This is a genomic window from Harryflintia acetispora (assembly GCA_004340125.1).
GTDB lineage: Bacteria > Bacillota > Clostridia > Oscillospirales > Ruminococcaceae > Harryflintia > Harryflintia acetispora.
The window spans coordinates 61377-87359 of sequence record SLUK01000001.1 but is presented as its reverse complement, the minus strand read 5'-3'; the positions used below and the strand labels follow the sequence as shown (position 1 = coordinate 87359).

Sequence of the window (25983 nt, the reverse complement as noted above, 5' to 3'; positions counted from 1 at the left end):
GCGCTCACGGCTACAAATCCTCCCAAAGATCAGGAAGGGGAGCAAAAAGCTCCCAGTGGGAGGTTTTTGCGTGGGGGAACCCTATCAAGGGGTTCCCCCAAAGCGGCGGGGCGCCGCTTGCCTATTCGCGGCGGCGAGTCGCCGCTGCCTATTCGCGCTCTCTACTTTCGTGGAGGGCGCAAATTTTTCTGCACGCGCTGGAAATTTTTTAAAAAAACCTTGACTTTTGTTGCTACGTATCATATAATACTATTGTCGCTACGAAAGGAGGGGAATCATATCAGCGAACAGAAAAAAATGGGGCGTCCAACGAACAACCCCAAATCGACGATGTTCCGTGTACGACTCGACGACGAAAGTATAAAGAAACTTGAAGAATCTGCCGAGGCGTTGAGCACAACAAAATCGGACGTTGTTCGTGAGGGGATTGATCTTGTTTACAAAAGCCTCAAAAAATGAAGGAAGCGGCACACCCCTCACAAGGAACACCGCTTCCCCCGCACACAGCCTCCGAAAGGAAAACTGCGTAAATATTTTACCATACGTAATTTCTTCTTTCAAGGGGCGTGTGCTGAAAGGAGTAGAATTATGAAAAGTATATTGGAGCACTTTGCAAACGGAGACCTCAACCCCTTGGCCAGGAAATTCAGCCCCGGCTCCCCCTACGCCGAGTCTATACACGTCCTGGGCGAAAAACGAGACGAACTGGAGGCCCTTCTTTCCCCGGAGCAGTCCCGGCTCCTGGAGGAATACGCCGTCCAGCACAATGAAACAGACGGGCTCAACGGCATCGACGATTTCATTTGTGGATTTAAGATCGGTATGCGTATGGCAATCGAGGTGTTCGAAGAGCAAAGCCCTATTATGGGAGTAGGAATGTTCGACAATTAGCAGTCAGCCGCTGCGGGAGCTCCCGCAGCGGCTGAACTTTTCCGTTGTTTGAAGAGATCGTTTTTGAGGGAACCCCCTCTTGGGGGTTCCCCGTCAAACCTTCCACTGGAAGGTTTGCCTCCCCTCCCCGCGCTTCGCTGGCGCTGAAGGTCGCGGGCTCTGCCCGCACCCGCCAAGAGGGCGTCGCCCCCTTGGAACCCTCTTATTCAGGACGCGGGCTGAATATTGCCGCCTCGCACGCTAGTCCTTTCGCGAATTGGGAGCGGCAGCCTGCCGCCGCCTCGTATCGGGAGTGGCGGCTCGCTACATTTTTTCATTTATTTTCCTCGTTTCTTTCAGCGCAAGAACACGAAACGGTCACGTTCCCCGGGTATCCTGGAAATGGATTCGGGAGAGTCCCAAACCTCTCCCCGCCGGAAAATGATTTTAAAGAAGAAAGAGGAGGAATCTCCACAATGAAAAAAGTAATGGCAACCTTATTGGCCGGATGCCTGCTGTTGGGCAGCGTACTGAGCGCTTCGGCCGCGTCTATCAGCAAGAGCAGCTCCAGCGTCTCGGGCTATTCCCTGACCGTGGGCCCGGGGGATGACAATGCGGAGTACTCGGACGGCGCGCCGGAAATCTATACCTACGGTACCGACAGCATGAAGGAAGCGGAGATCGCAATCATTCCCGAGAGCGGGTATGAAATCACCGACGTGGACGTTTCGGTGAACACCAGCAACATCTCGGCGAGCTACAAGAAGAACGACGGTACGGTCAGCGACCCCGGCGTGCTCACCATCAAGGGTAAGGCGGGCGTGCGGGTATTCGAGCTGGAGGATTACGAGCTCGACCTGGATATCACTCTGGAGGACGACGCCACGGGGGATGAATACGATGTGACCATCACCATCTATGGCGAGGAGCTGACCGCCTATTCCCCCTCCCGCGAGGTGGAGAGCGATGAAACCTACACCATTACCAAGTCGCTGGGATGCATTTTCGAGTTTGACGAGTATATCGACGAGGAAACCCGCATCCGGGTGGACGACGACATCGATCTCTACTTTAACGGCAATTACGGCACCGACTATGAGAACCTGCGGGTGGTGACCGACTCGATCAGCGAAATCGACAAGGCGCTGAGCGATCTCTATGTCGATTACTATGACTTTATCGCCAGCCCGAAATTTGCGACCGCGGTCGAGGTCGAGATCCAGGCGGGCACCGAGGCCTATATTTACGAATATAATAAGAAGACCGGCGATCTGACCCTGGTCGACGCCGAGTATGACGGCAACTGGATCTTCGAGACCAAGACGCTGGGCACCTACATCGTGACCGACGAGGAGATCGACGAGTCCATGCTCTCCACTTCCACTGCCGATGAGGACAGCACGGATGACACCGAGTACGACGATGTCGATTCGGTGAGCGATTCCGAGAAGACGAACCCCGGCACCGGCGCCGCCGGCAGCCCGGCCCTGGCCGTCCTGTTGGGCATTGGCTCCCTCTGCGCCGCCGGGCTGGCTGCTTACCGCAAGGCCGCGCGCTGAACCTACCCCCTCAGACAGGTTCATACACTGTTTTTTGAAGAAGGGCCGCAGTAAAGCTGCGGCCCTTCTTCTGCGCGGATACGCCGATTTTGTCACCAACTTGTCATTTTTTTGCCGCTTCCACCATATTCTGTGGACGGGCCTGAAACGGAAGCCCAATTGCTGGTGGAGAGCGCCAAAGCGGGTCGCCGTCCGCCTGGCTTGCGAGCGCACAAAACCATTATTTTCCTTGCAAAATTTGTCAACTGCGGATATACTATAAATAGAATATTGTACCTTGTGAGGAGCTTAAAAGGGTCCGAAGGGGGAGGAGACATATGAAAAAGACGTTATCAATCCTGCTGGCGGCGGCAATGGCCCTCGGCTTGGCTACGGTCGGATTTGCGGCGGACATCGAGCGCAGCAACCATATTTCCGGTTTCTCGCTGATTGTCAGCAGCCGGGATGACAATGCCGAATACCGCAGCGGCGCGCCCTATCTGGTCACCTATGGGCCGGACAACGGGGCTGCCACCGACGAGGAGAACGCGGCGAGCAAGGTGAAGATCGAGATCGAGCCGGCCAGCGGCCAGCGGATCACCAAAATCAGCACCCATGCCAATTCCAAAAACGTCAAGGTATCCTCCAAGATCTACGACGGCATGAGCCCGAACCCGCCGGTCGTCACCATCAAGGGCAACGCCGGTGTGCGGGACCTCGACTGGGAGGACTACGAGGTGGAGATCGACCTCGAGATCGGCGACTACAACGTCGCGGACGGACGCACTTATAATGTAGAGGACGTCACCATCACCATCTACGGCGACGAGGCGATTGCCTACTCCCGCATCTGCGAGGTGGAGGACGATACCAACTATACCATCTCGGAGAAGAAGGGCTGCGTCTTTAAGTTTATCGAGGACATCGACGAGACGGTGCGCATCCGCTGCAGCGACGACGTAGACGTCTACTTCCGCGGCGACTACGGCGACGACGAGCTGGTCAACTTGGGGATTTCCACCGATGCGATCAGCCGGGTGGACGATTTCTACTTCAATACCAACGTGAACTATTATAAATTCCTTGGCTCACCCCGGCCGGGCTCCAAGGTGCAGGTCGCGATCGAGGCGGACCCCGACACCTATTTATATGAGTTCAAAAACAATAAGGTTTCTGAGATCAACGCCGGCTACGACAATGGGCAGTGGTATTTCTCCACCCGCCAGCTTGGCACCTACTTTGTGGCGGACGAGGAATATAAGGGTCCGGACGATCTGAATTCCGACTCGAGCAGCAGCGAAGAAGAGACAGAGAAGATTCCGCCCTCCGGCGATGCCGATAACGCCAACAAGATCCAAAACCCGTCCACCGGCTCCAACGACTATATGGGCGTGGCCTCGGTGCTGCTGGTGATTTCGGTGATCGTGGTGGCCGGGTTGCTCTTCTACCATAACTACCGCAAGCGCCGCCGCAGCTGAGCGCAAGAATAGACAATCATGAAACCACCGGCATATGCCGGTGGTTTTTTATTGTGGGGCGCAGCAATAAAAGTGGATGTGCCAGTGGGACGGCCATAAGAATCGATATCCGATTGTCCCTGGATAAAGCGGCGGGATTTCTAGCGCATCGCAGGTTACAAATTGTAATTTTTTAGAGTTTTTGTAACCAAAATTCCAAAAAAACCAGAATATTCCTATGGCATATAAAAAGAAAACATTGCGGATAAACGGCTTAATTATGCGGATTATAAGCAAAAATAAACGGTAACAAATTAATTACAAAAAAGTATCAAAACCTCTTGCAATTTGAAACCAGATACGCTATACTATAGTCACGGCAAGGGTAGGAAATGGAGAGCCACCCGAACCGAGATTGATTTTAAAGTAAAACCTTAAGAGGAGGAAATTCCAATGAAGAAAGTACTTTCTACAGTACTGGCCGCCACCATGATTATGGGTACGGCTTCGATTGCCTTCGCGGGCACCATCCAGAAAAAGTCCGGTAGCACCCACGGGTACTCCCTGACCGTCAGCAAGGACGACGACAATTCCACTTTCGAGGACGGCGCGCCGTTCCTGGTGACCTACGGTCCCGACAACGCGGGCACCGATGAGGACACCGCCGGTAATAAGGCTGAGATCGTGATCGAGCCCTACGCTGACGCTGTCAACAATGTGTATCAGAGAATCTCCGATATCAAGGCTCACGTCAACACCAGAAACGTGACCGCTTCTGTCAAGAAGAACGACGGTATCGAGTACAAGGATGTCAACGACAACAACAAGCAGTACAACGCTCCGGTCCTGACCCTGAAGGGCAACGCCGGCGTGCGCAACTTCGAGTTCGAGGACTACGAGGTTGAGCTGGACATCACCATCGGCGACGCGAAATTTGATCAGACCTCCAAGAAGCTGGTCAAGGGCGTTGAGAACGAGAAGGACATCACCGTCACCGTCCGTCACGACGAGGCTGCCGCTTACTCCCGCATTCAGGAGTTCCAGGAGGACACCAACTACACCAACAACAAGAACAACGGCGTTGTCTACAACTTCGACGAGGTCATCGGCGAGGAGTCCAGAATCCGTGCCAACGACTATGTCGACGTGTACTTCAAGGGCAACTACGGTACCGACTACGAGAACATGAGACTGGTTGACGACGATATCTCCGAGATCGTTGAGTTCTTCGGCGACGTCGATGTTGACTGCTATGACTTCGTCGCTACCCCGAAATTCGCTTCCAACGTCAAGGTTGTCATCGACGCCGACGAGAGCTCTGTGCTCTACGAGTACAACAAGAAGACCGGCGATGTGACCCGTGTCGACGCTGAGTACGAGAGCAATGGCTGGGCGTTCGAGACCAAGACCCTCGGCACCTACATCGTGGCTGAGGAGGAGTACGAGGAAGGCAATGTGTCCAAGGACGAGTCCTCCTCTTCCGAGGATGAGAAGGAGCCCACCGACAGCGACAAGCAGAACCCCGGCACCGGTGCCAACGACATGGTCGGCGCTGCCGCTGCCATGGCGGTCGTCTCCCTGGTCGCTGCTGGCGCGATCTCCCTCAAGAAGGCTTCCAAATAAGAATCGATCTCTGGTAATCAGAACGGTTTAAAACGAATCAAACCCGGCCCACTCTCCAGGGCCGGGTTTTTCGTCGTGCAAGGCAGATGCGTCTTTGTAATCTATGGATAATTTTGTTACGCAAAACGAAAATAAAACAGGAATGGATAGAAAAAATGCTGGATAATATCCTTGGAAAACGGCATGTTTATGCGGAGAAATCCAGCAAGGAAATGGGTAACAAAATAATTACAAAAAAATTTCAAAAACCTATTGCAATTTATTCCTCCATCGGTTATACTAGGGTCATGGCAAGGGCAGGAATGGAGAGCCGCCCTTGACTTAGCGATTTTAAAGTAACAATTAAGAGGAGGAAATTCCAATGAAAAAAGTACTGGCTTCAGTGCTTGCTGCTGCGATGGTTCTCGGCACCGCTTCTGTTGCGTTTGCTGGTAACATCAAAAAGACTTCCAAGGGCAGCTATGCCTATTCCCTCATCGTCGACATGTCTTCTGACAACGACGAGTATGAGACTGGCGCTCCGTACCTCGTGACCTATGGTCCCGACGATGCCGGAACCGACGAGGATACCGCTGGTAACAAGGCCGAGATCGTGATCGAGCCGGATGGCACTCTGAGAATCAGCGACATCAAGGCTCACGTCAACACCAAGAATGTCACTGCTTCTGTCAAGAAGAACGACGGCTTCAACTATACTGATCCCGTTACTGGCAAGCGCTATGACGCCCCGGTTCTGACCCTGAAGGGCAATGCCGGTCTGCGTGACTTCGAGTTTGATGACTATGAGGTTGAGCTCGACATCACCATCGGTTCTGCTGATCTTAGCTCGGCTGGTGAGGTTCTGTCCAAGAGCGTGAACAATGACAAGGACATCACCATCACCGTCCGTCATGACGAGGCTGTTGCTTACTCCCGTCTCCAGGACTTCGAGGAAGACACCAATTACACCAACAGCAAGACCAACGGTGTTGTTTACAACTTCGACGAAGTGATCGGCGACGAGTCCAGAATTCGCGCCAACGACTATGTTGACGTGTACTTCAAGGGCAACTACGGCACCGACTATGAGAACATGAGACTGGTTGACGACGACATCGATGAGATCGTTGATTTCTTCGGCGACGTTGACGTTGACTGCTATGATTTCATTGCCAACCCGAAGTTCGCTTCCAAGGTCAAAGTTGTGATCGACGCTGACTCCGGCTCTGTGCTCTACGAGTACAACAAGAAGACCGGCGACGTGACTAAGGTTGACGCTGAGTACGATAGCGACGGTTGGGCGTTCGAGACCAAGGTTCTCGGCACCTACATCGTGGCTGAGGAAGAGTACGAGGAAGGCACCATCTCCAAGGACGGCGAGACCTCTTCTGACGAAGAGACCGAAGAGCCCACCGATGGCGACAAGACCAACCCGGGCACCGGCGCTAACGACATGGTCGGCGCTGCCGCTGCTATGGCTGTAGTCTCCCTGGTCGCTGCTGGCGCTGTTGCGTTCAAGAAGGCTTCCAAGTAATTAATCGAAAGATTAAGATTACAAGCTAACTAAATGATAAACCCGGCCCACTCTCCAGGGCCGGGTTTTTCGTTATAGAAATGAAGAAGGCATGCTGTAGTTTTACAGCATGCCTTCTTCCATGCAATTGATTCATATTGCGTCCGGACATCCCAGGCAGGTTCAGGAAGGAAATGGCACTTTTGCCCTCATTTTTTCAGGGTTTTGAGCGAAGTGGTTTATTTGGGCCCCTGCAGGTCAAAAATAACTCCCATGGAGGGAAAACGATATGCTTCGATATATACTAAAACGCCTGCTGTCCATGCTGCTGACCTTGTTTTTATTGGCGACGGCGGTTTTTTTCCTGCTTCGCTTCATACCCGGCAGCCCGTTCACCCGCGAGCGGACCCTCTCGCCTGAAATCGAGGCGCTGCTGCGGGAAAAATATAATATGGATGCCCCGCTCTGGCAGCAGTACCTCGACTACATGGGAGACCTGCTCCATCTGGACCTCGGCACCTCGATCCAAATGCTCGGAGTGCGGGTCAACGACATGATCAGGAACGCCTTCCCGGTCTCGGCCGCCCTGGGCTTTTGGGCGATCCTGCTGGTGATCGTCATCGGGATCCCGCTCGGGGTGCTCGCGGCGCTGAAAAGGGGCCGGTGGCCGGACTACCTGATCTCTTTCCTGACCACGCTGGGGATCGCGGTGCCCAGCTTTGTGATCGGCTCCTTTATCCTCTATGTCTTCGGCGAACGGCTGGGCTGGCTGCCGCCGGGGGGCCTCTATGGCTGGCGCTCCTATATCGGCCCGGTGCTGGCGCTGGGCGGCTTCTCGATGGCCTTTGTCACCCGTCTCACCCGCTCGTCCATGCTGGACGTGACCAGCATGGACTATATCCGCACGGCCAGGGCCAACGGTCTGCCACGGGGGAGGATCGTCTTTCGCCACGCACTCAAAAATGCACTGATCCCGGTGGTGACCTATCTCGGCTCCACCTTTGCCGCGATCATCACCGGCTCGTTCGTGGTGGAGAAAATTTTCGCCGTGCCCGGGATGGGAAAATACTTCGTGGAAAGCATCAACAACCGCGATTACACCGTTATCATGGGAACCACCCTGTTCTTCGCCGCGCTCTATGTGGTGATGGTCTTCCTGGTCGACGTGGCCTATGCGCTGATCGACCCGAGAATAAAACTTCAGGATTAACCGAAACGTCCGGAAAGGAATGGTCATTCTTATGCAAAACCTCTGGGAATTCGTGGACCGCTCGGGCGCCGGCGCCGGGGAGCAGCCGCGGGAAAGCCTAACCTATTGGAAGGACGTCTGGCGGCGGTTTCGCAAAAACAAGCTGGCCCTCGTGGGGCTCTGCCTGATCGTGCTGATCCTGCTGCTGGCCCTCGTGGGGCCGGTTCTGAGCTCTCACAGCTATTCCGACCAGAATCTGGCGCTCGGCAATATCCCGCCCATCCTGCGGGTGACCGATCTCGGGCAGGGCAGCAAAATCTATGTGCAGGAGAGCCTCTATCAGATCATCCGGGTGACCGATAAGGGCGAGGTGCTCGGGCCCGCGGCTCTGCTGAAGAATGACACCATCGGCCGGCGCAAGGTTTTCGAGGTGGACGGGAATGAAGTCACCCTCGATTACAGCATGGTGCGCGAGGCCGGCAGCACCAAAAAGTACGAGCTCTACCTAAACGGCAGCAAGGTGATGGGTGGGAGCAAAACCGTCCTCAACCGCTCCAACCTGCTGGGGACCGATAAGCTCGGGCGGGACGTGCTGGCGCGCACCCTCTACGGCGGGCGGATCTCGCTCTTGGTAGGGATCGTTTCCGCGCTGATCACCATGCTCGTGGGGGTGGCCTACGGCGGCGTCTCGGGGTATGAGGGCGGGACGGTGGATAACGTGATGATGCGCATTGTCGACCTCTTGAACTCGATCCCCCTCATGCTGATCGTCATCCTCTTGATGGTAGTCACCAACCGCAGCGACGTGGGGATCGTGATCCTCACGATCTCGCTGGTTTACTGGCTGCCGATGGCGCGCCAGGTGCGCGGGCAGGTGATGAGCCTCAAGGAGCAGGAATTCGTGCTGGCCGCCAAGGCCCTGGGCGCGCCCAAGAGCCGGATCATTTTCAGGCACCTGATCCCCAATGCGATGGGGCCGATCGTGGTTTCGATGATGATGAGCATCCCCCAGGCCATCTTCACCGAATCCTTCCTGAGCTTTGTGGGGCTGGGGGTCGCGGCCCCCGCCGCCTCCTGGGGGACGCTGGCCAACGACGCGCTGGGAGGGATCCGCAGCTATCCGTATCTGCTGATCGTGCCGTCGGTGGCCATCGCGCTGACCATGTTCGCCTTCAACTTCGTGGGGGACGGGCTGCGCGATGCGCTTGACCCGCGCCAACGCCAGTGAGGAAAGGAGAGGTAGGAGTGTCGGATAATTTGTTGCAGGTGGACCACCTGCGCGCCTCCTTCTTTACCCATGTGGGCGAGGTGCAGGCGGTGCGGGACGTCAGTTTCAGCCTGAAGAAGGGCGAAATCCTGGGACTGGTCGGGGAATCGGGCAGCGGAAAGAGCGTCACCTGCATGTCGGTGATGAAGCTGCTTTCCCACCCCGGGCGGATCACCGGGGGCGCGGTGCATTTCCGGGGCCGCGACCTGGTGCCGCTGGGCGAGCGGGAGATGCAGCAGGTCCGGGGAAACGAGATTTCGATGGTCTTCCAGGACCCGATGACCTCCTTAAACCCGGTCTATACCGTCGGCAGCCAGATGGTCGAGGTGATCCGGCAGCACCGTCCCCTGGACCGCCGGCAGGCGAAGGAGGCCGCAATCAAGATGCTCTCCCTGGTGGGGATCCCCTCACCCGAGGAGCGCTTTCATAATTATCCGCACGAATTTTCGGGCGGCATGCGCCAGCGCGCTCTGATCGCGATGGCCCTCTCCTGCGACCCCGGGCTGCTGATCGCCGACGAGCCCACCACCGCGCTGGATGTGACCATCCAGGCCCAGGTGCTCGAGCTGATCGGGGAGGTGCGCGAGCGTCTGGGCACCTCGATCATTCTGATCACCCACGATTTGGGGGTGATCGCCGAGAGCTGCGAGCGGGTGATCGTGATGTACGGCGGGATGATCATGGAACAGGCGCCGGTGGAAAAAATCTTTTTCGACCCGCGCAATCCCTACACCCTGGGACTTCTGCAGTCGGTGCCCGATCCGACGAAGGAAACCCGCGAGCGGCTGCAGCCTATCCCGGGCAGCCCGCCGGATCTGCTGAATCCGCCGCGCGGCTGCCCCTTCAGCGGGCGGTGCCGCTTTGCCATGCACATCTGCGAGCAGCGGCTGCCGCCGCTCTATGAGGTCGAGGAGGGCCACCAGTCCCGCTGCTGGCTGCTGGACGAGGCGGCGCCGCGGGTGCCCGAGATCAGGAAAGAGGGGGCAAAAGGATGAGCGAGCCAATTTTAAAGGTTGAGCACCTGAAAAAATATTTCGTGGCGGGCGGCGGATTCCTCGGCGGGAATCAGCGGGTGATCAAGGCGGTGGACGACGTTTCCTTCACCCTCCTCCCCGGCGAGACGCTGGGGCTGGTCGGTGAGTCGGGCTGCGGCAAGTCCACCACCGGGCGCACCGTGCTGCGCCTGTACGAGCCGACCGACGGCAGGATTATCTTTGAGGGCGCCGACATCACCAACCTCTCGGGGCGGGAGCTGCTGCCCTACCGGCGCAAGATGCAGATGATCTTTCAGGACCCCTACGCCTCGCTCGATTCGCGCATGACGGTGGGGGATATCGTGTCCGAACCGCTGGACATCCACCATCTCGCGTCGGGCAAGGAGCGCGAGGAGCAAGTGCGCTCCCTGCTCGAGAGGGTGGGGCTGAAACCCGAATATGCCAGCCGTTACCCCCACGAATTTTCCGGCGGGCAGCGCCAGCGCATCGGGATCGCCCGGGCGCTGGCGGTGCGTCCGCGCTTCATCGTCTGCGACGAGCCGATCTCGGCGCTGGACGTCTCGATCCAGGCACAGGTGGTCAATATGCTCGAGGATTTGCAGGAGGAGTTTGCGCTCACCTATCTCTTCATTGCCCACGACCTGTCGATGGTCAAGCATATTTCCACCAGGATCGGGGTGATGTACCTCGGCAAGCTCGTCGAGCTCGGGCAGAGCGACCAGCTCTACCACGACCCGCAGCACCCCTATACGAAAGCCCTGCTCTCGGCCATCCCGGTCCCGAACCCCAAGGCGAAAAAGGAGCGGATTGTGCTGCAGGGCGACGTGCCCTCCCCGCTCAACCCGCCCAGCGGCTGCCCGTTTCGCACCCGTTGTCCCCATGCGATGAAGGTCTGCGCCGAGGTAGAGCCGAGGCTGCAAAACATTTCGGATGAGCGGCAGGTCGCCTGCCATCTCTTCCGGTAGGGGATAATTAGGCCGCCTCCCAGAAATACTAAGAAAAAGTGTATTTCCGGGAAAGGAATGATGCTGTCTATGAAACGAATCGGCTCTTTGCTTCTGGCGCTGGTTCTCTGCGTATCCATGGCCGCCTGCGGCCGGAAGGAGGAGGGGAACGGCTCCTCGTCCGGCGCCTCTTCGGCCCCGTCGGGGAGCGGTGCGCCCTCGCAAAAGCTCGAGGGCACGGTCGCCAAGATCAATCTCGGCGCCGACCCCAAGACCCTGGACCCGAGCCTCAACTCGGCGTCGGACGGGAACAACGTGATCACCAATACCTTCGAGGGACTGCTGCGCGACTTCGGCAACGGCCCCGAGCCCGCCACCGCCGAGCACTACGCCGTCTCGGACGACGGGCTCACCTGGACCTTCACCCTGCGCGAGGGCGCGAAGTGGTCGGACGGGCAGCCGGTGCGCGCTCAGGACTACGTCTTTTCCTGGCGGCGCACCGTGGACCCGAAGACCGCCTCGGAATATGCCTACTTCCTTTATCCGATCCAAAACGCGCAGGAGATCACCAAGGGGGAAAAGCCCGCCGAGGAGCTGGGGGTGCGCGCGCTCGACGAGCGCACGCTTGAGGTCACCCTGGCCGGGCCCTGCGACTATTTCGAGGAGCTGGTCTGCTTCCCGACGCTCGCCCCCGAGCGGGAGGACGTGGTGGATGAGAGCGGACTCTGGGCCAAGGACCCGAAGAAGGCCGTCTCGAACGGCCCGTTCTACCTCACCGACTATAAGCTCGGCTCCCACCTGGTGCTTTCCAAGAACCCCTATTACTGGGATGCCGAAAACACCAAGCTCGACCATGTGCTCTGCCGGATGATCGTGGACGCCTCTACCATCCTGACCTCCTTCAAGGCGGGGGAGATCCAGTGGACGGACAAGGCCCCCACCGAGGAGATCCCCGGGCTGATCGCCTCGGGAGAGCTCGAGGTGCTGCCCTACATCAGCACCTATTTCTACGTCATCAACCAGAATACCCCCGTCGAGGCGCTGAAAGATGTGCGGGTGCGCAAGGCGATCAGCATGGCAATCGACCGGCAGGCCATCTGCGACATGGTGACCCGCGGCGGACAGACGCCCGCCATGGGCTATATCCCGCCCGGGCTCACGGATGATCAGGGCCGGGATTTCCGTGAAACCGCCGGGGACTATTACCTCGCGCCCACCGCCCAGGCCGCCCAGGCCCAGGCGCTGCTGGCCGAGGCGGGTTATCCGAACGGCGAGGGGATCGGGACTCTGGAAATCCTTTATAACACCGACGACAAGCACAAGGCCATCGCCGAGGCGGTACAGGAAATGTTAAAGCAGAACCTCGGCCTCTCGGTCAAGCTGGTCAACCAGGAATGGGCGGTCTTCCAGGACACCCGCAACTCCGGCAACTACCAGGCCCTCGCCCGCCACGGCTGGACCGGGGACTACCGCGATCCGCAGACCTTCCTGGACATGTTCATGACGGTCGGCGGCGCGCCCAACCCCCAGTCGGGCAACATGTATCAAAATGAGGCGTTCGACGCTTTGATGGAAAAGGCGCTCGCCTCCACCGGCGCCGAGCGGTACGACGCCTTCTATCAGGCCGAGGAGCTGCTGATGGAGGACGGCTATATCATCCCCATCCAGTACAATGTTCAGACCGTGCTCTCCTCTCCGAAGCTCACCGGCTGGTATCTCAGCTCGATCGGCAAGCTCTACCTGGGACGGGCTCAACTGGAGGAATAGGGGAACACCTTTCACGCCGCCGCATATGATAGAAGCATAGGACCCATCGGCCAGTCTGCGGCGCAGCGCGCCGCGGTGGATATATCCGTCCGCCGCCATCCCGGCGGCGGGCGGGCTGTGGCAAATCCGCCCGCCCCAAAGCCGGGCTGGGTATAAGTCGGCGTACAGGCAGCGGGAGGGGAACCGGTTTCGGTTCCCCTCCCGCTATTTTTCGCTATTCCACGTCATACCCCGCCTGCCGCAGCGCGGCGAGGGCCCGATCAAACTGTTCCTCTTTCGTGAGGACGTAGTCGGTGTCGTAGGTGGACAGGGCAAAGATGGAAATCCCGTTCCTTGCCAGCACCCCGGCGATCCCCGCGAGCACCCCGACCAGGGAAAAGTCGAGGGCGCCCGCCACCCGCAAGGCGCGCCAGCTGTCCTCCCGCGCCAGGGTGCTATCCGGGACCCTGTCTGTGGGGCAGACCAGTGAGAGCTCCCGGTCCGTCTTCCCCAAAAAGCACAGTTCACCGGAAAGGTCCACCCCCGAGAGGTCCGAAACCTTGCAGACGCTCAGCCCGGCGGCAAGGACCTGCAGCGTCATGCCTTCACCTCCCCGCCCACCAGGGAAAGGATTTCCTGCGGCTCGCGCAGGAAATAAGCGGCCCCCTCGCAGCCCGCGGTGGTGTAAGCGCCCCAGAGCGCCAGCGCGAAGTCCACCCCCGCCCCGGCGGCGCAGCGCAGGTCCTGCTCGGTGTCCCCGATGTAGAGCACCTCCCGCGGGTCGGCCCCCGACAGCTCGAGGTATTTTTCCATCGGCTCGGGGTCGGGCTTGTGGCGCGCGGTGAGCTCGGCGGTGGAGAGCACGCCGAAGCAGTCGTAAAGCCCCCCGAAGGGGGCGAGGGCGCGGCGCAGCTCACCGCCGGTGCGGCAGGTGACGATCCCGGGGCAAATGCCGCGTTCCCTCAGCGATTCGAGCACCTCACAGATCCCGTCGAACACCCGCACGGTGTGCAGAAGCTCGGCGTAATAGCGGTTGCGCAGCCGCAGGGCCTGTTCCAGATCGGTGATCCCGATCATGGGATAGGCCTCCTCGTCGAGCATCCCGAGCGAGAAGGCCAGATCCTCATACCGCAGCTTCCTGCCCAGCATCTCCTCGGCCGCGCGCTGAAAGGAAACCATATTCGCCTCCTCCGAATCGAGGATGGTGCCGTCCACATCAAAGACCACGTACCGGTACATACCGTGCCCCCCTTGCAAAAAATTCCTTATCAGTATACCAAGCGAAGGGGGATTTTTCAAGGATTCACCGAACGTTTACAAAAAAGCCATGCGCCGGATACTATTTTCCATATAATCTATAATTAATAGATAATATAAGGGGGAAAGCGAAAGTGGACGCTTTGCAGTTTCGCCGGGAGCTTTTGGCGCTCTCCCGCAGGATCAAGGGGAATTTTGAAGAGCAGCTGCGAAGGTGCTGCGAGCCCTGCGGGCTGACGGCGGTGCAGATGCGCGCCCTGGTCGAGCTGCGGGAGCGCCCCTGCACGGTGGGGGAGCTGGGCCGCGCTCTTTTGATGGCCAGCGGGAATATCTCGCCGCTGTGCAAAAAGCTCGAGCGGGAGGGCTACCTGCAGCGCAGGCGCGACGGGAGCGACGAGCGGGTGGTGCGCCTTGAGCTGACGGCAGAGGGCCGCGCGCTGGCCGACCGGCTCGAGGAGCGGATCGACTGCCGGGTGATGGGACGGATGAACCCCAGCGGCGAGGAGATGGAACAGATCATCAAGGGCTTTGAGGTCTTTGTCTCCCTGCTGGAGCGGGGCATAGATACAGACGAAGAGAAGGGGAATGAAAAATGAAGGAACAAAAGACTCCGAAAAAGCCGCTCATTTTTTACTATATGGTCGTACTGCTGGTGCTCATGGCGCTCAACGCCTTTGTATTCCCGATCCTGATGCGCGCGCAGGTGACCCAGGTGGACTACGGAACCTTCCTGGACCAGGTGGATGCGGGGAACGTGACCACGGTGGAGATCCAGGAGAACCAGATCGCCTTTGCCGCAAAGGGGGAGGAAGGCAAGGAAGCGCTGTACATCACCGGGAAGATGGAGGATCCGCAGCTCGTCGAGCGGCTGCACGCGCGGGGGGACGTAAAGTTCAGCCAGGTGATCCCGAAGGAAAACTCGCCTTTGATGAACTTCCTGCTCACCTGGATCCTGCCGCTGGTGATCCTGATCCTGCCCAGCTTCCTGCTGATGCGGTTCATGAAAAAGCGGATGAGCGGCCCGAACGCCATGCAGTTCGGCAAGAGCAACGCCAAAATCTACGTGCAGGCCCAGACCGGCAAGACCTTTGCCGACGTGGCCGGGGAGGACGAGGCCAAGGAGGCGCTGCAGGAGATCGTCGATTTCCTCCACAACCCCGATAAGTACGCCGCCATCGGCGCGAGCATGCCGAAAGGCGCCCTGCTCGTCGGCCCGCCCGGAACCGGCAAGACCCTGCTGGCCCAGGCGGTGGCGGGGGAGGCGAGTGTCCCCTTCTTTTCGATCTCCGGCTCGGAGTTCGTGGAGATGTTTGTGGGCATGGGGGCCGCCAAGGTGCGCGACCTCTTCAAGCAGGCGCAGGAAAAGGCACCGTGTATCGTCTTCATCGACGAGATCGACACCATCGGCAAGAAGCGGGACAGCGGCGCTATGGGCGGCAACGACGAGCGCGAGCAGACGCTCAACCAGCTGCTCACCGAGATGGACGGCTTCGACGGCAAAAAGGGGGTCGTGATCCTGGCGGCCACCAACCGTCCCGATTCGCTGGACAAGGCGCTGCTGCGCCCCGGGCGGTTTGACCGGCGCATCCCGGTCGAGCTGCCCGACCTGGCCGGGCGGGAAGCGATTCTGCGGGTGCACGCCAAGGATGTGAAGATGGAGGAAAACATCGACATGGGCTCCATTGCGCGGGCCACCAGCGGCGCGTCGGGAGCGGAGCTGGCCAATATCGTCAACGAGGCTGCGCTGCGCGCGGTCAAGCTGGGAAGGACGCTGGTGAACCAGAGCGATCTGGAGGAATCGGTCGAGGTGGTCATCGCCGGCTATCAGCGCAAGGGCGCGGTGATCAGCCAGCGCGAGAAGGAGATCGTGGCCTACCACGAGATCGGCCACGCGCTGGTGGCGGCCAGGCAGACCGAGTCGGCGCCGGTGCACAAGATCACCATCGTGCCGCGCACCTCGGGGGCGCTGGGCTACACCATGCAGGTGGATGAGGAGGAGCGGGTGCTGATGACCCGCGAGGAAGCGCAGAACAAGATCGCCACCCTCACTGGCGGCCGGGCGGCCGAGGAGCTGATCTTCGGCACCTTTACCTCGGGCGCCTCGAACGACATCGAGCAGGCCACCCGGATCGCCCGCACCATGGTCACCCGCTACGGGATGAGCGAGAGCTTCGACATGATGGCGCTCGAAACGGTGCATAACGAATACCTGGGCGGGGACAGCTCTCTGATCTGTTCGGGCGAGACCGCCTCAAGGATCGACGGCGAGGTGCTCTCCCTGATCCGCCGAGCGCACGAAAAGGCGAGGGGAATCCTCAAGGAGAACGTCCAAAAGCTGCACGAGCTGGCAAGATACCTGCTGGAGAAGGAGACCATCACCGGCGAGGAGTTTATGGAAATTCTGAACAGGGAGTGATTGACCGTTGAAGGAGCCGATTCACATTCTGGTGACGCTGGACCGGGGATACCTGCGGCAGCTGCTGGTGATGCTCACATCGCTCACAACCAGCGACCCGCACAGCCGCTTTGAGGTGCATGTAATGAACAGCTCGCTGAGCGAGGGGGACTTGCACTATCTGCGCGGGCGGCTGCGCCCGGGCAGCTGCGGGGTGCACGATATAAAAATCTCGGACGGCATGCTCGCGGGGGCCCCGGTCGAGGAGCGCTACCCGCGCGAGATGTACTACCGGCTCTTTGCCGCGCAGTTCCTGCCGGCAGAGATTCCGCGGGTGATCTATCTCGACCCGGATTTGGTGGTGCTGGGGAGCCTGCGCCCGCTGTGGGAGATGGAGATGGGCGAATCCTTCTTCGCCGCCTGCTCCCACCTGCACCGCACCTTCCGGCGGCTCAACGAGCTGCGCCTCGACCTGCCGCACGAGAGCGCCTATGTAAACTCGGGCGTGCTCCTGATGAACCTCGACGCTCTGCGGCAGCAGCAAGACATAGGGGAGGTCCTTCGCTACATCGGGGAAAACCGCCAGAAGCTGCTGCTGCCCGATCAGGACGTGATCAACGTCCTCTACGGCAAACGGATCATCGAGCTCAATTCCCTGGTCTTCAACCTCAGCGACAGATATTACCGCTTTTATAACCTCAACCCGCAGAACGTCAGGGTCGACCTGGAGTGGGTGCGAAAAAACACGGTGATCGTCCACTACTGCGGGCGCAACAAGCCCTGGAAGCCGGGCTACCACGGCAAGCTGGGGGTGTTCTATCAGGAGTTCGAGCTCCGCACGCCGGTTTGAGGGCGAAAGAAATATAAAATCGAAGAGCAGCCTTATAGAATTCTCCTGGCCGGGCTAGGGACACGGCCATTTCTATTGCCGCGGCCGTGCCCGGCAATAGAAAAAAGGGGGACGCGAAGAGAAAACTCTTCGCGTCCCCCTTTCGGATTTTACTCCTGAAAGGTAAAAATCTTGAGCTTGGGGGCGGTGACGTGCACCCGCTCGCCGGGCTTGCCGTCCTTGTGGTTGTAGTACCACACGTCGCCCATTTCCCACAGGCCGCTCGGATCGTTCAAGCCGAAGCTCGCCGGGAAGTTGGCTGGGTTCGAGAGGTTGGCGGCGGTGAGGGGGTAGCGCTGGACGTTGGCAACGACAGGATTGTCCCCATAGTTGCTGGAATATGCCGTTTGAGGGCCGTCAAACCAGCGGCAGTCCGTCAAGGTGCTGCTGGCGTTGATATTTGGCCGCCCGACCAGCCCTCCGGTTTCCAGGGAGGAGCCGGAAACGGCGCAAATTCCGTAACAGCGCTCCACCGCTCCAATGATGTTGGCTGCCACGCCTCCCGCCTGTATGGCGGCGTCCGCCTTTCCATATGCCGCACAGTCGCGGATAACGGTGCTTTGCTGCCCAACGCCCAGCAGGACTCCCGCACAGGAGCCGCTTACGGAAACGTTTGCATAGCACTGGGAGAGCGTAACAGACATGCGCCACTCTCCGACCAGCCCGCCGCAGAATCGGGCGGTTTCATCATCGAGAGTGGTGCCAACGACGGAATAGGGCGTCTCGATTGCCAGGCGCTGGATCGTGGAGTGATTGATGTAGCCGAACAGCCCGGCGGAACGGGGGGTGTCCACACTGAAGTTTCGCACCCAATGGCCGTCCCCGTCGTATTGCCCGCTGAATTGGGCGCTGTAGTTGCCGATGGGGGTCCAGAGGCTGGTGCCCTGCTCGGCCTCGACGTCGATGTCCCGCACCTGTTTAAAACACTGCCCCTTGCCGAGATGGTTTGGGCTGTTGATGTGCTGCAGCTGTGCGGCGCTCGCCACCTGGTACGGCTCGGCCGCCGTGCCCTTCCCCGCGTAGAACGCACCCGCCGTACCCGCCGGGCATCCGCAGCTCGGCGCGGTAATAAAGGGCTTGTCGACGCTCGCCTCCTGGTCCAGCCCCTCCCGCCCCGGCAGGACGTGAGCTCTCACCCGCAGGGTATATTCCTGCGGCCCGGACGGGTCGTAGCCAAAGGGGAGGTAAATGTCGGTTTTGCCCCCGCTGACGGTGACTCCGGCGCGGAACACCTCGGCGCCGTCCTCCAGGACGGAAAAGGTGTACCGCTCGGTGCGCGGCGACGGGGTAAAGGGAATGTGCACCCCGTAGCTACCGTTCTCCCCCAGCTCCACCTGGACCGTGGCGGCGGCCGCTGCCGAGACGGGAAAAAGGACGGTCAGGCAGCAGGAAACCAGCAGCCGGGCAAGGGACCTTGCTTTCATCAGAATATGCTCCTTTCGCGCGGTGAGGCCCATGGCTGGCAGCGGTCCGGTTATCCAGAAGGGGCGGGGACAGAATGACCGTTAGTATAGGCAGCCAGGGGCCATCCCGGCCGCAGGTCCGCGCAAAAAAGCGGCGGTTGGCTTGAAAAAGCAGGAAGGATAGGATATAATTGGGGTGCGGTTTCAAAAAATAGGGAATTTTATCGGGGTTTTCCCCGCGAACAGACGAAAAAAGACCCATAGCTGCCTATGCTATGGGTCTTTTTCTCTTGTTTCATTCTGCCAGCGCCTGGGGGTTAAAACCCGCGGGAACCGCCGCCTCCGCCCGAGGAGCCGCCCCCTCCGGAAAAGCCGCCGCCCCCTCCTCCGGAGAACCCGCCGCCAAAGCCTCCTCCATGGAAGCCCCCGCCCCCATAGAATCCGCCGCCCCAGTGGCCGCCGAAGTGCCGCCGGCGCCTAAAAAAGACGCCGAAAACCAGCGCCACAAGGACCAGCGCAATAATAAAATCCATGGGAGAGGAATCGTCCCCCTCTGCCGCCACGGCGGACTGTACACTCTCGGGCGGGGTCAGGCCGTATTCCTCATAAACTGTGGGGAGCAGGGCGTTATAAAGGTTATAAATCCCCTCGTCGAACTGGTCCTGCGCGAGATAAGGCACGGCATATTCGTCCATATAACGGGTGACCTTGGAATCGTTGAGCGCGCCCTCCAGGCCGTAGCCCACCTCCACCCGGATCTGCCGCTCGTTGGGTGCCAGCAGGATGAGCAGGCCGTTGTTTTTTTCGCTGTCGCCGATCCCCCAGGAACGGAACAGCGTGTTGGCGTACTCCTCCACCGTGCGCTCGTGCAGGGAGGGGACGCTCGCCACCACGATCTGCGCGCCGGTGGCTTCCTGCAACGCCGCCCCCTGGTTGACGTAATACTGTTCGTGCTCGCTTTCCAGCACGTCGGCATAGTCGGCGGCATAGAAGTACTGGGTCGGCGCTTCGAGCTCAAAGGCGTGAGCCGTCAGCGAGAGGAGCAGCAGCCCGGGCAGGAGGAGAAGCGTTCGTCGGATACGTTTCATCGTTTACGCTCCAAAGTCCACGGTGGGCGGCGTTTCGGCGCCCTCGGCCGCCTCGAAGTAGTCCGCCTGCGAGAAGCCGAGCATCCCGGCGTAGAGCACGGTGGGGAAAGTGCGCAGCTTGCGGTTATACGACTGCACCGCGTCGTTATAGTCCTTGCGGGCCACCGCGATCCGGTTCTCGGTCCCGGCCAGCTCGTCCATCAGGGCGGTGTACTGGGTGTTGGCCTTTAAGTCGGGATAGTTTTCCACCACCATCAAAAGGCGGCTGAGCGCACTCTGCATGGCGGCGTCGGCGTCGGCCAGCTCCTGCATGTCGCCGCCGGCGCCCGCGAGCCTGGCGCGCGCATCCGATACGGCGTCGAATACCTCCTTTTCGTGGGCGGCATACCCCTTGACGGTATTGACCAGGTTGGGGATCAGGTCGTTGCGGCGCTGCAGCTGGGTCTGGATATTCGCCTGCTGTCCGGTGACGTTTTCCCGCATGGTCACGAGCGAGTTATAGCCGGAAAATACCGAGACGACGAGCACCACCAAAACCAGCAGTACCGCAATCAGGGCAATTTTGCCGGCGGAGAGTTTTTTCATAGTATGAATCATTCCTTTATCGATTGATTTAACAGATTGTACCATCTATTGGAAAGGGATGCAAGAACGCTTTTGTAAATTATTCTTCCCCGCCATAAAAGCGATATGAAAAAGCCGCGCCGAAAGAATTTGGCGCGGCCCGGCCGGAACAATAAAAGTATTTGTTATTTGCCGCGTGCGCGGCACGTTGTGATATAATAAAAAGAGTGCCACACTGGGGAAAGGAATGTGAAAATGGAAGTTTTTGTGCAATCGCTTCAGCAGTACGTCTCATCAATCTCGATCCACACAGTTATCCTGTCGGTGACCATGATTTTCATGCTCGTTGGCGCGGTGGACCGCATTCGCAAAAACCGCCATGGCTACGGGGAAAAGTTTGAAGAGGGCTTCAAGGCGATGGGCCCGCTCTCGCTGGCCATGATCGGGATGCTGGTGCTCACCCCCATCCTGCGCCAGCTGCTCGAACCGGTGCTCACCCCCGTCTATCAATTCTTCGGGGCGAGCCCCGCCATGTTCGGCGGGACGCTGCTCGCCTGCGACATGGGCGGGTATCCGCTGGCCATGCAGCTGGCGGGCCCGGACGAGGCCATCGGCCAGTTTTCGGGGATATTGCTCGGCTCGATGCTCGGCTGCACCATTGTGGGGAGCGTGCCCATCGGGCTCGGCATCCTCAAAAAGGAGGACAGGCCCTATTTTGCCTACGGCATCATGGTCGGGATGGTCACCATCCCCATTGGGATGCTCGCCGGCTGGGCGGTCATGCTGTTCACCGGCTACCCGATCGGATTTGTTTCCATGCTCAAAAATCTGCTGCCGGTGCTGCTGATCGCCCTGCTCATCATCCTGGGACTGTGGAAAAAGCCGATGGCCATGCTGCGGGGGTTCACCATCTTCGGCAAGGGGCTGACCGCGCTGATTACCCTGTCGCTCGCCGCCGCGGTGCTGCAATATGAAACCGGGCTGCGCTTTCCGCTCCTTTGGCAGATGGTCGAGCCGGGCGATTCGGGCGTGTCGCCCCTGATCGAGGCGCTGCAGATCGTCGGGCTGATCGCGATCGTGCTGATCGGCGCCTTCCCGATGGTGGAATTTATCACCCGGCACTTTTCCAAAGCCCTCGGCGTCCTGGGCAGGAAGCTCGGGCTCGACGAAAGCGGCTGCGCCGGGATGGTGGCATCCCTGGCCAACGGCATCGCGACCTTCGGGCTGATCGAGAAGATGGACCCGCGCAGCAAGCTGATCAACATCGCCTTTTTGGTCAGCGCCTCCTGCGTGATCGGGGACCATCTCGGCTTTACCGCCGGGGTTTCCCCGGGGATGATCCCGGCCATGATCGCCGGGAAGCTGGCGGCGGGCGTGACGGCGGTGATCCTCGCCTGCGCGATGGCGCCTATGCTGCTTGAAAAGATCGGGGATCAGAAAAGCTAGGCCAGCAGGTCCTGCTGGTCCGGGTGCTTTTGAAACCATGACAGAGCGTAGGAGCAGACGGGGGAGGCCTTGATCCCTTCACTTCTGAGATGCGCCGCCAGTGCCGCCAGCAGCTGTCCGGCCATGCCCTGCCCGCGCAGCGACCCGTCCACAAAGGTGTGGTCGATCTGCGCGACGCCGCGTTCATCCAGGGGGAAGGTGACCTCGGCGAGGACTTTGCCGTCCTCGCCGGGCAGCCAGATCCGCCCGGGCTCGGTGATAAAATTCATACGATGACCTCCTAAAGAATTATTCGAGACTCTCGCTGTAGGGGCAACCGGACAGCACCTGAAACAGGGCCTCCCTGCGCACCGGGATCATGTCCGGCGGCAGCGAATCGAGATCGAACCAGCAGAGCGCCGAGGACTTCTGCGGCTCCCTGATTTCGGGCGCGCCGTCATAGCGCAGGACCTCGAAGTAGATGTCGTAGTAGGTGCGCCCGCCGGCGCTGGCGCGGTGGGAGAGGTGGCGAAACTGCACGTCCTGCAGCGCGACCTCGATCCCCAGCTCCTCTTTACATTCCCGGGCGACGGCCATTTTAGCGGTCTCCCCCTCGTCGACGTGCCCGCTGCCGGCAAAATCCCATTTCCCGTCCATGAAGCCGGTGTTCTCCCTGCGGTGGAGCAGGATCTGCCGCCGCCCGTCCCGGGTGCAAAGCAGGATCGGGAATACGGCGGAATACGAGCGAAAATGATCCATACGATGACCTCCCTTTTAAATGTCGTCCAATCGAAGCTCGCCGTCCAAAAAAATGCGCGAGCCGGTCGCGCCGCGCTGGCCCTGGTACTTTCCGCGGTAGGCGTTTTGAGCGCGGGCGTCCAATCTCGCGAACACCAGCTGGCCGATCCGCCGCCCGGCGCGCAGCTCGATGGCGCAGCGGTTGGCGTTGAAGAGCTCGAGGGTGATCTCCCCCTCGAAGCCCGGGTCCACCCAGCCTGCGTTCTGGATGAAGAGCCCCAGCCGCCCGACCGAGCTGCGCCCCTCGACAAAGGCGGTCATGTCGCCGGGGAGCTTGACATACTCCATGGTGCTTGCCAGCACAAACTGACCCGGGAGCAGCAGATAGCGCTCGGCCCGGATCGTTTTATAATGGATCCTTTGATCCAGCCGCAGCACCCCCTCGCTCCCGTCCTCCACGATCCCATAGGTGTCCCCCAACCGGATGTCCACGCTGGCGGGCTGGACCTGGCCGGGCGTCAGGGGGGAGATGCCGAGCTCCCCGTTTTGCAGCAGCGAGCGGATGGTGCCGTCCGACAGTACCATGTCGCGTCCTCCTTTGCAGCTTTCTGCTGCTATTGTACCACAATGGGAGGCGATCCAACCACAACATTTGAAAGGAAGGGTTTCATATGCCGGAACTGCCTGAGGTTGAAACCATAAAAAGAATCCTCGCGCCGCAGCTGTGCGGCCGCCGCATTGCGGCGGTACAGCTCGTCCGGCCCGAGGTGGTGGCCCATCCCGGCGCGCGGCGGTTTACCGACGTGCTGACCGGGAAGAAAATTATGGGGATGGATCGCCGGGGGAAGTTTTTGCTGTTCGAGCTGGAGGGCGGCGGCAGGCTGATCCTCCACCTGCGCATGACCGGCCAACTGCTGGCGACCCCGTCCGATTATCCGAAAGAGAAGCACACCCACCTGGTGCTCGGGCTGGAGGGCGGCGGGGAGCTGCGCTACATCGACGTGCGGCGCTTTGGGCGCTTCTGGCTGCTCGAGTCCGGGGAAGAGGACAGCTACAGCGGGATCGAAAGGCTTGGACCCGAACCCTTCGGCCCGGCGTTTTGCGCCGGCTACCTGCAAGAGGCGCTGCAAACCCGCCGCCGGGCGATCAAGGAATGCCTGCTCGACCAGGGCGTGGTGGCGGGGATCGGCAACATCTACGCCGACGAAATCCTCTTCGCCGCAGGGATTCTCCCCACCCGCGCGGCATGTACGCTCGGTCAGGAGGAGTGGCGGCGGCTGGAGAAAGCGATCCCCCATATCCTGCGCCAGGGGATCGAAAACGACCGGATAACGCCGGAGCAGTACCTGGCCTTACAGGGCAGGGAGTACCGCGATGGGCCCTCCTTCGCCATGTACGGCCGGCAGGGGCAGCCCTGCCCCCGCTGCGGCGCGCCCATCGAGCGGATCATCCTCTCGGGGCGCAGCAGCTGCTACTGTCCGCGCTGTCAGGCCTGAGAGGCTATAAAAGCGAGAGTACCTCGCCGATGTCCTGCTCGATGCAGATCGCGCGCGGCAGGATTTCCTTTGGCGCCTGGGCGTCGGTGAGGTTCAGGCAGGCGTAGGCGGCGCTTGGATTTTGGGCGGTCAGCTGCCAGAAGGGGTATTTGATGATCCCCGGGGTGTTGCCGCCCACTCCCAGCTCGAGATAAAGTAGCTTCTCCTGTTGCCTGCTGCGCAGAAATTCCTCGTACCGCCCATGGGCCGCGTGCCATCCCGCGTCCTCCACAAAGGTGAAGTCGCAGCGCAGGTTCATCGACATCGGCCGCCCGCAGACGGGACAGCGGGGAATTAATTCGGATGGGATGCGCATGTCCCGCTGCCCGGCGAGCATGCGGCGCACCGCCTCCTCGTTGTCATAGGTCTTCTGGTGGCAGGGCAGGGAGCACTGCCAGAGCCCGTAGTCCCCCTGGGTGTAGAACAGGCGCTGCTTGTCAAACCCGGCGCGCTGGAAGCAGTGGTCCACGTTGGTGGTGATGACAAAATAGTCCCGCCCCTCGAGCAGCCGGAGCAGCTTGTGATATGGCTCGCCCACCGGCGCTTCATAGCGGTTGTAATAGATGTGGCGGCTCCAGTAGGCCCAGTATTCCTCGGGGGTCCCATAGGGGTAGAAGCCCGCCGAGTACATGTCGGAGTAATGGTACCGCGCGATGAAATCGCCAAAGTGCTCCTCAAAGCGCGGCCCGCTGTAGCAAAGCCCCGCCGAGGTCGAAAGCCCGCTGCCCGCGCCGACGACGATGGCCTGCGCCTCACGGATCGCTGCGCGAAGACGCTCGATCTGCTCCGAGCAGGGCGCGGTAGAGGGCGTAATCTTCATCTTTGAAAACATTGAAAATCACCTTCAGGTCGCTGCCGGTCTGCCGCAGGAACCCTTCCACGGTTTCGACGGCGATGGCGGCGGCTTTGTCGTTTGGGAAATGGAACTCCCCGGTGGAAATGCAGCAGAACGCCACGCTCGAGAGGCCGTGCTCCGCCGCGAGGGAGAGGCAGGCGCGGTAGCAGGAAGCGAGCAGCTCGCAGTCCTCCTGCCGCAGCGGGCCGCGTACGATCGGCCCGACAGTGTGCAGGACATGCTGGGCAGGGAGGTTGTAGCCCGCCGTCAGCTTGGCGCGTCCGGTGGGCTCGGGATGTCCCTGGGCGGCCATGATCCGGCTGCATTCGTCGCGCAGCTGGAGCCCTGCCGCCGAGTGGATGGCGTTGTCAATGCACCCGTGGCAGGGAACAAAGCAGCCCAGCAGGGCGCTGTTGGCCGCGTTGACGATGGCGTCGGCCCCAAGGCGGGTGATGTCCCCCTGCCAGAGGGACATCCGGGGGCCGCGCGCGCAGGCGGGCAGAGCGTCGGCTTCCACCACCCCGCGCGCCTGGCGCTCCGCGATAAGCAGCTGGTCCTGCACCGCCAGAAAGTCGCCGCGCAGCGGCAGCGGGGGGCGCAGGTTCATCAGGCCGCGCAGCAAGCGGCGCTGGGAATCTTCGTCCTGCGAGCGGCGGGCCGCCTGCTCGCGGTATTGCGGCAGCTCGAAGAGCAGGATGTCGATCAAATAACGGATCTGTTCCAATCGGTCCAT

27 protein-coding genes are annotated in these 25983 nt (G+C 60.1%); 17 read left to right on the top strand and 10 right to left on the bottom strand.

The annotated features are described in order from the left end of the window. Positions 1-66: 66 nt before the first annotated feature. From EDD78_RS14125 to EDD78_RS00380, 12 genes are all read left to right on the top strand, one after another. The gene (locus EDD78_RS14125; RefSeq protein WP_286170646.1) at positions 67-459 is read left to right on the top strand and encodes a ribbon-helix-helix domain-containing protein; all 393 of its coding nucleotides are present in this window, start codon (positions 67-69) and stop codon (positions 457-459) included. Positions 460-588: 129 nt separating this feature from the next. After that, positions 589-891, top strand: a complete 303-nt coding sequence (locus EDD78_RS00425) for a DUF6809 family protein (protein ID WP_079700215.1) — start codon at positions 589-591, stop codon at positions 889-891. A gap of 455 nt (positions 892-1346) precedes the next feature. Next, positions 1347-2429 (top strand): hypothetical protein, encoded by a 1083-nt coding sequence (locus tag EDD78_RS00420; RefSeq protein ID WP_165873045.1) that lies wholly within the window; start codon positions 1347-1349, stop codon positions 2427-2429. Positions 2430-2746: 317 nt separating this feature from the next. Continuing rightward, entirely contained in the window at positions 2747-3886 is a 1140-nt protein-coding gene (locus tag EDD78_RS00415; RefSeq protein ID WP_079700213.1) for a hypothetical protein, read from the top strand. Positions 3887-4318: 432 nt separating this feature from the next. Continuing rightward, the gene (locus EDD78_RS00410) at positions 4319-5488 is read left to right on the top strand and encodes a hypothetical protein (RefSeq protein WP_132083409.1); all 1170 of its coding nucleotides are present in this window, start codon (positions 4319-4321) and stop codon (positions 5486-5488) included. A 155-nt stretch (positions 5489-5643) separates the two neighbouring features. Next, entirely contained in the window at positions 5644-5808 is a 165-nt protein-coding gene (locus tag EDD78_RS13855; RefSeq protein ID WP_165873044.1) for a hypothetical protein, read from the top strand. Positions 5809-5849: 41 nt separating this feature from the next. Further along, positions 5850-7001 carry a hypothetical protein gene (locus EDD78_RS00405; protein WP_132083407.1) on the top strand — a complete coding sequence of 384 codons (1152 nt, stop codon included), beginning with the start codon at positions 5850-5852 and terminating at the stop codon, positions 6999-7001. Positions 7002-7269: 268 nt separating this feature from the next. Continuing rightward, positions 7270-8190, top strand: coding sequence for an ABC transporter permease (locus tag EDD78_RS00400; RefSeq protein ID WP_079700210.1), 921 nt, complete (start codon positions 7270-7272; stop codon positions 8188-8190). A gap of 31 nt (positions 8191-8221) precedes the next feature. Then, positions 8222-9397, top strand: a complete 1176-nt coding sequence (locus EDD78_RS00395; protein WP_132083855.1) for an ABC transporter permease — start codon at positions 8222-8224, stop codon at positions 9395-9397. Positions 9398-9414: 17 nt separating this feature from the next. Beyond that, the gene (locus EDD78_RS00390) at positions 9415-10431 is read left to right on the top strand and encodes an ABC transporter ATP-binding protein (RefSeq protein ID WP_079700208.1); all 1017 of its coding nucleotides are present in this window, start codon (positions 9415-9417) and stop codon (positions 10429-10431) included. Next, on the top strand, positions 10428-11396 hold the full coding sequence (locus EDD78_RS00385; RefSeq protein ID WP_079700207.1) for an ABC transporter ATP-binding protein: 969 nt from the start codon (positions 10428-10430) through the stop codon (positions 11394-11396). The genes EDD78_RS00390 and EDD78_RS00385 overlap by 4 nt, the downstream gene beginning before the upstream one ends. Positions 11397-11465: 69 nt before the next feature. Beyond that, positions 11466-13142, top strand: coding sequence for a peptide ABC transporter substrate-binding protein (locus tag EDD78_RS00380; protein ID WP_165873043.1), 1677 nt, complete (start codon positions 11466-11468; stop codon positions 13140-13142). A 214-nt stretch (positions 13143-13356) separates the two neighbouring features. Here EDD78_RS00380 and EDD78_RS00375 read toward each other — a convergent pair whose 3' ends face one another. After that, positions 13357-13722, bottom strand: coding sequence for an ACT domain-containing protein (locus tag EDD78_RS00375; RefSeq protein WP_132083403.1), 366 nt, complete (start codon positions 13720-13722; stop codon positions 13357-13359). Continuing rightward, complete coding sequence (locus EDD78_RS00370) at positions 13719-14360, bottom strand: HAD family hydrolase (protein ID WP_132083401.1); 642 nt, start codon at positions 14358-14360, stop codon at positions 13719-13721. Before EDD78_RS00370 ends, EDD78_RS00375 begins: the two co-directional genes overlap by 4 nt. A gap of 152 nt (positions 14361-14512) precedes the next feature. On the opposite strand from EDD78_RS00370, the gene EDD78_RS00365 reads away from it, so the two are divergent. The 3 genes from EDD78_RS00365 to EDD78_RS00355 are packed head-to-tail and all read left to right on the top strand — an operon-like array spanning position 14513 to position 17623. After that, the gene (locus EDD78_RS00365; protein WP_079700203.1) at positions 14513-14974 is read left to right on the top strand and encodes a MarR family winged helix-turn-helix transcriptional regulator; all 462 of its coding nucleotides are present in this window, start codon (positions 14513-14515) and stop codon (positions 14972-14974) included. Next, entirely contained in the window at positions 14971-16794 is a 1824-nt protein-coding gene (gene ftsH / locus EDD78_RS00360) for an ATP-dependent zinc metalloprotease FtsH (RefSeq protein ID WP_132083399.1), read from the top strand. The genes EDD78_RS00365 and ftsH overlap by 4 nt, the downstream gene beginning before the upstream one ends. 7 nt (positions 16795-16801) lie before the next feature. Further along, positions 16802-17623, top strand: a complete 822-nt coding sequence (locus EDD78_RS00355) for a glycosyltransferase family 8 protein (RefSeq protein WP_079700201.1) — start codon at positions 16802-16804, stop codon at positions 17621-17623. Between the two features lie 149 nt (positions 17624-17772). Here the strand turns inward: EDD78_RS00355 and EDD78_RS00350 are convergent, their stop codons facing one another. The 3 genes from EDD78_RS00350 to EDD78_RS00340 all read right to left on the bottom strand — a co-directional run bounded on the left by EDD78_RS00350 (position 17773) and on the right by EDD78_RS00340 (position 20738). Continuing rightward, entirely contained in the window at positions 17773-19086 is a 1314-nt protein-coding gene (locus EDD78_RS00350; RefSeq protein WP_132083397.1) for a hypothetical protein, read from the bottom strand. 296 nt (positions 19087-19382) lie between these two features. After that, positions 19383-20153, bottom strand: a complete 771-nt coding sequence (locus EDD78_RS00345) for a TPM domain-containing protein (RefSeq protein ID WP_132083395.1) — start codon at positions 20151-20153, stop codon at positions 19383-19385. 3 nt (positions 20154-20156) lie between these two features. Continuing rightward, complete coding sequence (locus tag EDD78_RS00340) at positions 20157-20738, bottom strand: LemA family protein (RefSeq protein ID WP_132083393.1); 582 nt, start codon at positions 20736-20738, stop codon at positions 20157-20159. Positions 20739-20972: 234 nt separating this feature from the next. On the opposite strand from EDD78_RS00340, the gene EDD78_RS00335 reads away from it, so the two are divergent. After that, complete coding sequence (locus EDD78_RS00335; RefSeq protein ID WP_117508003.1) at positions 20973-22163, top strand: ethanolamine utilization protein EutH; 1191 nt, start codon at positions 20973-20975, stop codon at positions 22161-22163. Here the strand turns inward: EDD78_RS00335 and EDD78_RS00330 are convergent. From EDD78_RS00330 to dcd, 3 genes are read right to left on the bottom strand one after another with little or no spacing between them, the layout of a single operon-like run. Further along, positions 22160-22432 carry a GNAT family N-acetyltransferase gene (locus tag EDD78_RS00330; RefSeq protein ID WP_117508001.1) on the bottom strand — a complete coding sequence of 91 codons (273 nt, stop codon included), beginning with the start codon at positions 22430-22432 and terminating at the stop codon, positions 22160-22162. The genes EDD78_RS00335 and EDD78_RS00330 overlap by 4 nt on opposite strands. 19 nt (positions 22433-22451) lie before the next feature. Next, positions 22452-22901, bottom strand: coding sequence for an NUDIX hydrolase (locus EDD78_RS00325; RefSeq protein WP_117507999.1), 450 nt, complete (start codon positions 22899-22901; stop codon positions 22452-22454). Positions 22902-22916: 15 nt separating this feature from the next. Further along, the gene (gene dcd, locus EDD78_RS00320) at positions 22917-23465 is read right to left on the bottom strand and encodes a dCTP deaminase (protein ID WP_117507997.1); all 549 of its coding nucleotides are present in this window, start codon (positions 23463-23465) and stop codon (positions 22917-22919) included. Positions 23466-23551: 86 nt separating this feature from the next. On the opposite strand from dcd, the gene mutM reads away from it, so the two are divergent. Then, positions 23552-24376, top strand: coding sequence for a bifunctional DNA-formamidopyrimidine glycosylase/DNA-(apurinic or apyrimidinic site) lyase (gene mutM / locus EDD78_RS00315; protein ID WP_132083391.1), 825 nt, complete (start codon positions 23552-23554; stop codon positions 24374-24376). 4 nt (positions 24377-24380) lie between these two features. Here the strand turns inward: mutM and EDD78_RS00310 are convergent, their stop codons facing one another. Both EDD78_RS00310 and EDD78_RS00305 read right to left on the bottom strand, forming a co-directional pair. Continuing rightward, the gene (locus tag EDD78_RS00310; RefSeq protein ID WP_132083389.1) at positions 24381-25247 is read right to left on the bottom strand and encodes an SIR2 family NAD-dependent protein deacylase; all 867 of its coding nucleotides are present in this window, start codon (positions 25245-25247) and stop codon (positions 24381-24383) included. Continuing rightward, positions 25168-25983: a protein-ADP-ribose hydrolase gene (locus EDD78_RS00305; RefSeq protein ID WP_132083387.1), complete on the bottom strand. Its 816-nt coding sequence runs from the start codon at positions 25981-25983 to the stop codon at positions 25168-25170. The genes EDD78_RS00310 and EDD78_RS00305 overlap by 80 nt, the downstream gene beginning before the upstream one ends.

What these genes read in the sequence shown, in the direction of transcription:
- EDD78_RS00305 (WP_132083387.1), bottom strand. Translation starts at nt 25,983, where the DNA reads ATGGACCGATTGGAACAGATCCGTTATTTGATCGACATCCTGCTCTTC.
- EDD78_RS00325 (WP_117507999.1), bottom strand. Translation starts at nt 22,901, where the DNA reads ATGGATCATTTTCGCTCGTATTCCGCCGTATTCCCGATCCTGCTTTGC.
- EDD78_RS00400 (WP_079700210.1), top strand. Translation starts at nt 7,270, where the DNA reads ATGCTTCGATATATACTAAAACGCCTGCTGTCCATGCTGCTGACCTTG.
- EDD78_RS00415 (WP_079700213.1), top strand. Translation starts at nt 2,747, where the DNA reads ATGAAAAAGACGTTATCAATCCTGCTGGCGGCGGCAATGGCCCTCGGC.
- EDD78_RS00425 (WP_079700215.1), top strand. Translation starts at nt 589, where the DNA reads ATGAAAAGTATATTGGAGCACTTTGCAAACGGAGACCTCAACCCCTTG.
- EDD78_RS00340 (WP_132083393.1), bottom strand. Translation starts at nt 20,738, where the DNA reads ATGAAAAAACTCTCCGCCGGCAAAATTGCCCTGATTGCGGTACTGCTG.
- EDD78_RS00375 (WP_132083403.1), bottom strand. Translation starts at nt 13,722, where the DNA reads ATGACGCTGCAGGTCCTTGCCGCCGGGCTGAGCGTCTGCAAGGTTTCG.
- EDD78_RS13855 (WP_165873044.1), top strand. Translation starts at nt 5,644, where the DNA reads ATGCTGGATAATATCCTTGGAAAACGGCATGTTTATGCGGAGAAATCC.
- EDD78_RS00380 (WP_165873043.1), top strand. Translation starts at nt 11,466, where the DNA reads ATGAAACGAATCGGCTCTTTGCTTCTGGCGCTGGTTCTCTGCGTATCC.
- EDD78_RS00420 (WP_165873045.1), top strand. Translation starts at nt 1,347, where the DNA reads ATGAAAAAAGTAATGGCAACCTTATTGGCCGGATGCCTGCTGTTGGGC.
- mutM (WP_132083391.1), top strand. Translation starts at nt 23,552, where the DNA reads ATGCCGGAACTGCCTGAGGTTGAAACCATAAAAAGAATCCTCGCGCCG.
- EDD78_RS00395 (WP_132083855.1), top strand. Translation starts at nt 8,222, where the DNA reads ATGCAAAACCTCTGGGAATTCGTGGACCGCTCGGGCGCCGGCGCCGGG.
- EDD78_RS00385 (WP_079700207.1), top strand. Translation starts at nt 10,428, where the DNA reads ATGAGCGAGCCAATTTTAAAGGTTGAGCACCTGAAAAAATATTTCGTG.
- ftsH (WP_132083399.1), top strand. Translation starts at nt 14,971, where the DNA reads ATGAAGGAACAAAAGACTCCGAAAAAGCCGCTCATTTTTTACTATATG.
- EDD78_RS00335 (WP_117508003.1), top strand. Translation starts at nt 20,973, where the DNA reads ATGGAAGTTTTTGTGCAATCGCTTCAGCAGTACGTCTCATCAATCTCG.
- dcd (WP_117507997.1), bottom strand. Translation starts at nt 23,465, where the DNA reads ATGGTACTGTCGGACGGCACCATCCGCTCGCTGCTGCAAAACGGGGAG.
- EDD78_RS00350 (WP_132083397.1), bottom strand. Translation starts at nt 19,086, where the DNA reads ATGAAAGCAAGGTCCCTTGCCCGGCTGCTGGTTTCCTGCTGCCTGACC.
- EDD78_RS00310 (WP_132083389.1), bottom strand. Translation starts at nt 25,247, where the DNA reads ATGTTTTCAAAGATGAAGATTACGCCCTCTACCGCGCCCTGCTCGGAG.
- EDD78_RS00330 (WP_117508001.1), bottom strand. Translation starts at nt 22,432, where the DNA reads ATGAATTTTATCACCGAGCCCGGGCGGATCTGGCTGCCCGGCGAGGAC.
- EDD78_RS00370 (WP_132083401.1), bottom strand. Translation starts at nt 14,360, where the DNA reads ATGTACCGGTACGTGGTCTTTGATGTGGACGGCACCATCCTCGATTCG.
- EDD78_RS00405 (WP_132083407.1), top strand. Translation starts at nt 5,850, where the DNA reads ATGAAAAAAGTACTGGCTTCAGTGCTTGCTGCTGCGATGGTTCTCGGC.
- EDD78_RS00410 (WP_132083409.1), top strand. Translation starts at nt 4,319, where the DNA reads ATGAAGAAAGTACTTTCTACAGTACTGGCCGCCACCATGATTATGGGT.
- EDD78_RS00345 (WP_132083395.1), bottom strand. Translation starts at nt 20,153, where the DNA reads ATGAAACGTATCCGACGAACGCTTCTCCTCCTGCCCGGGCTGCTGCTC.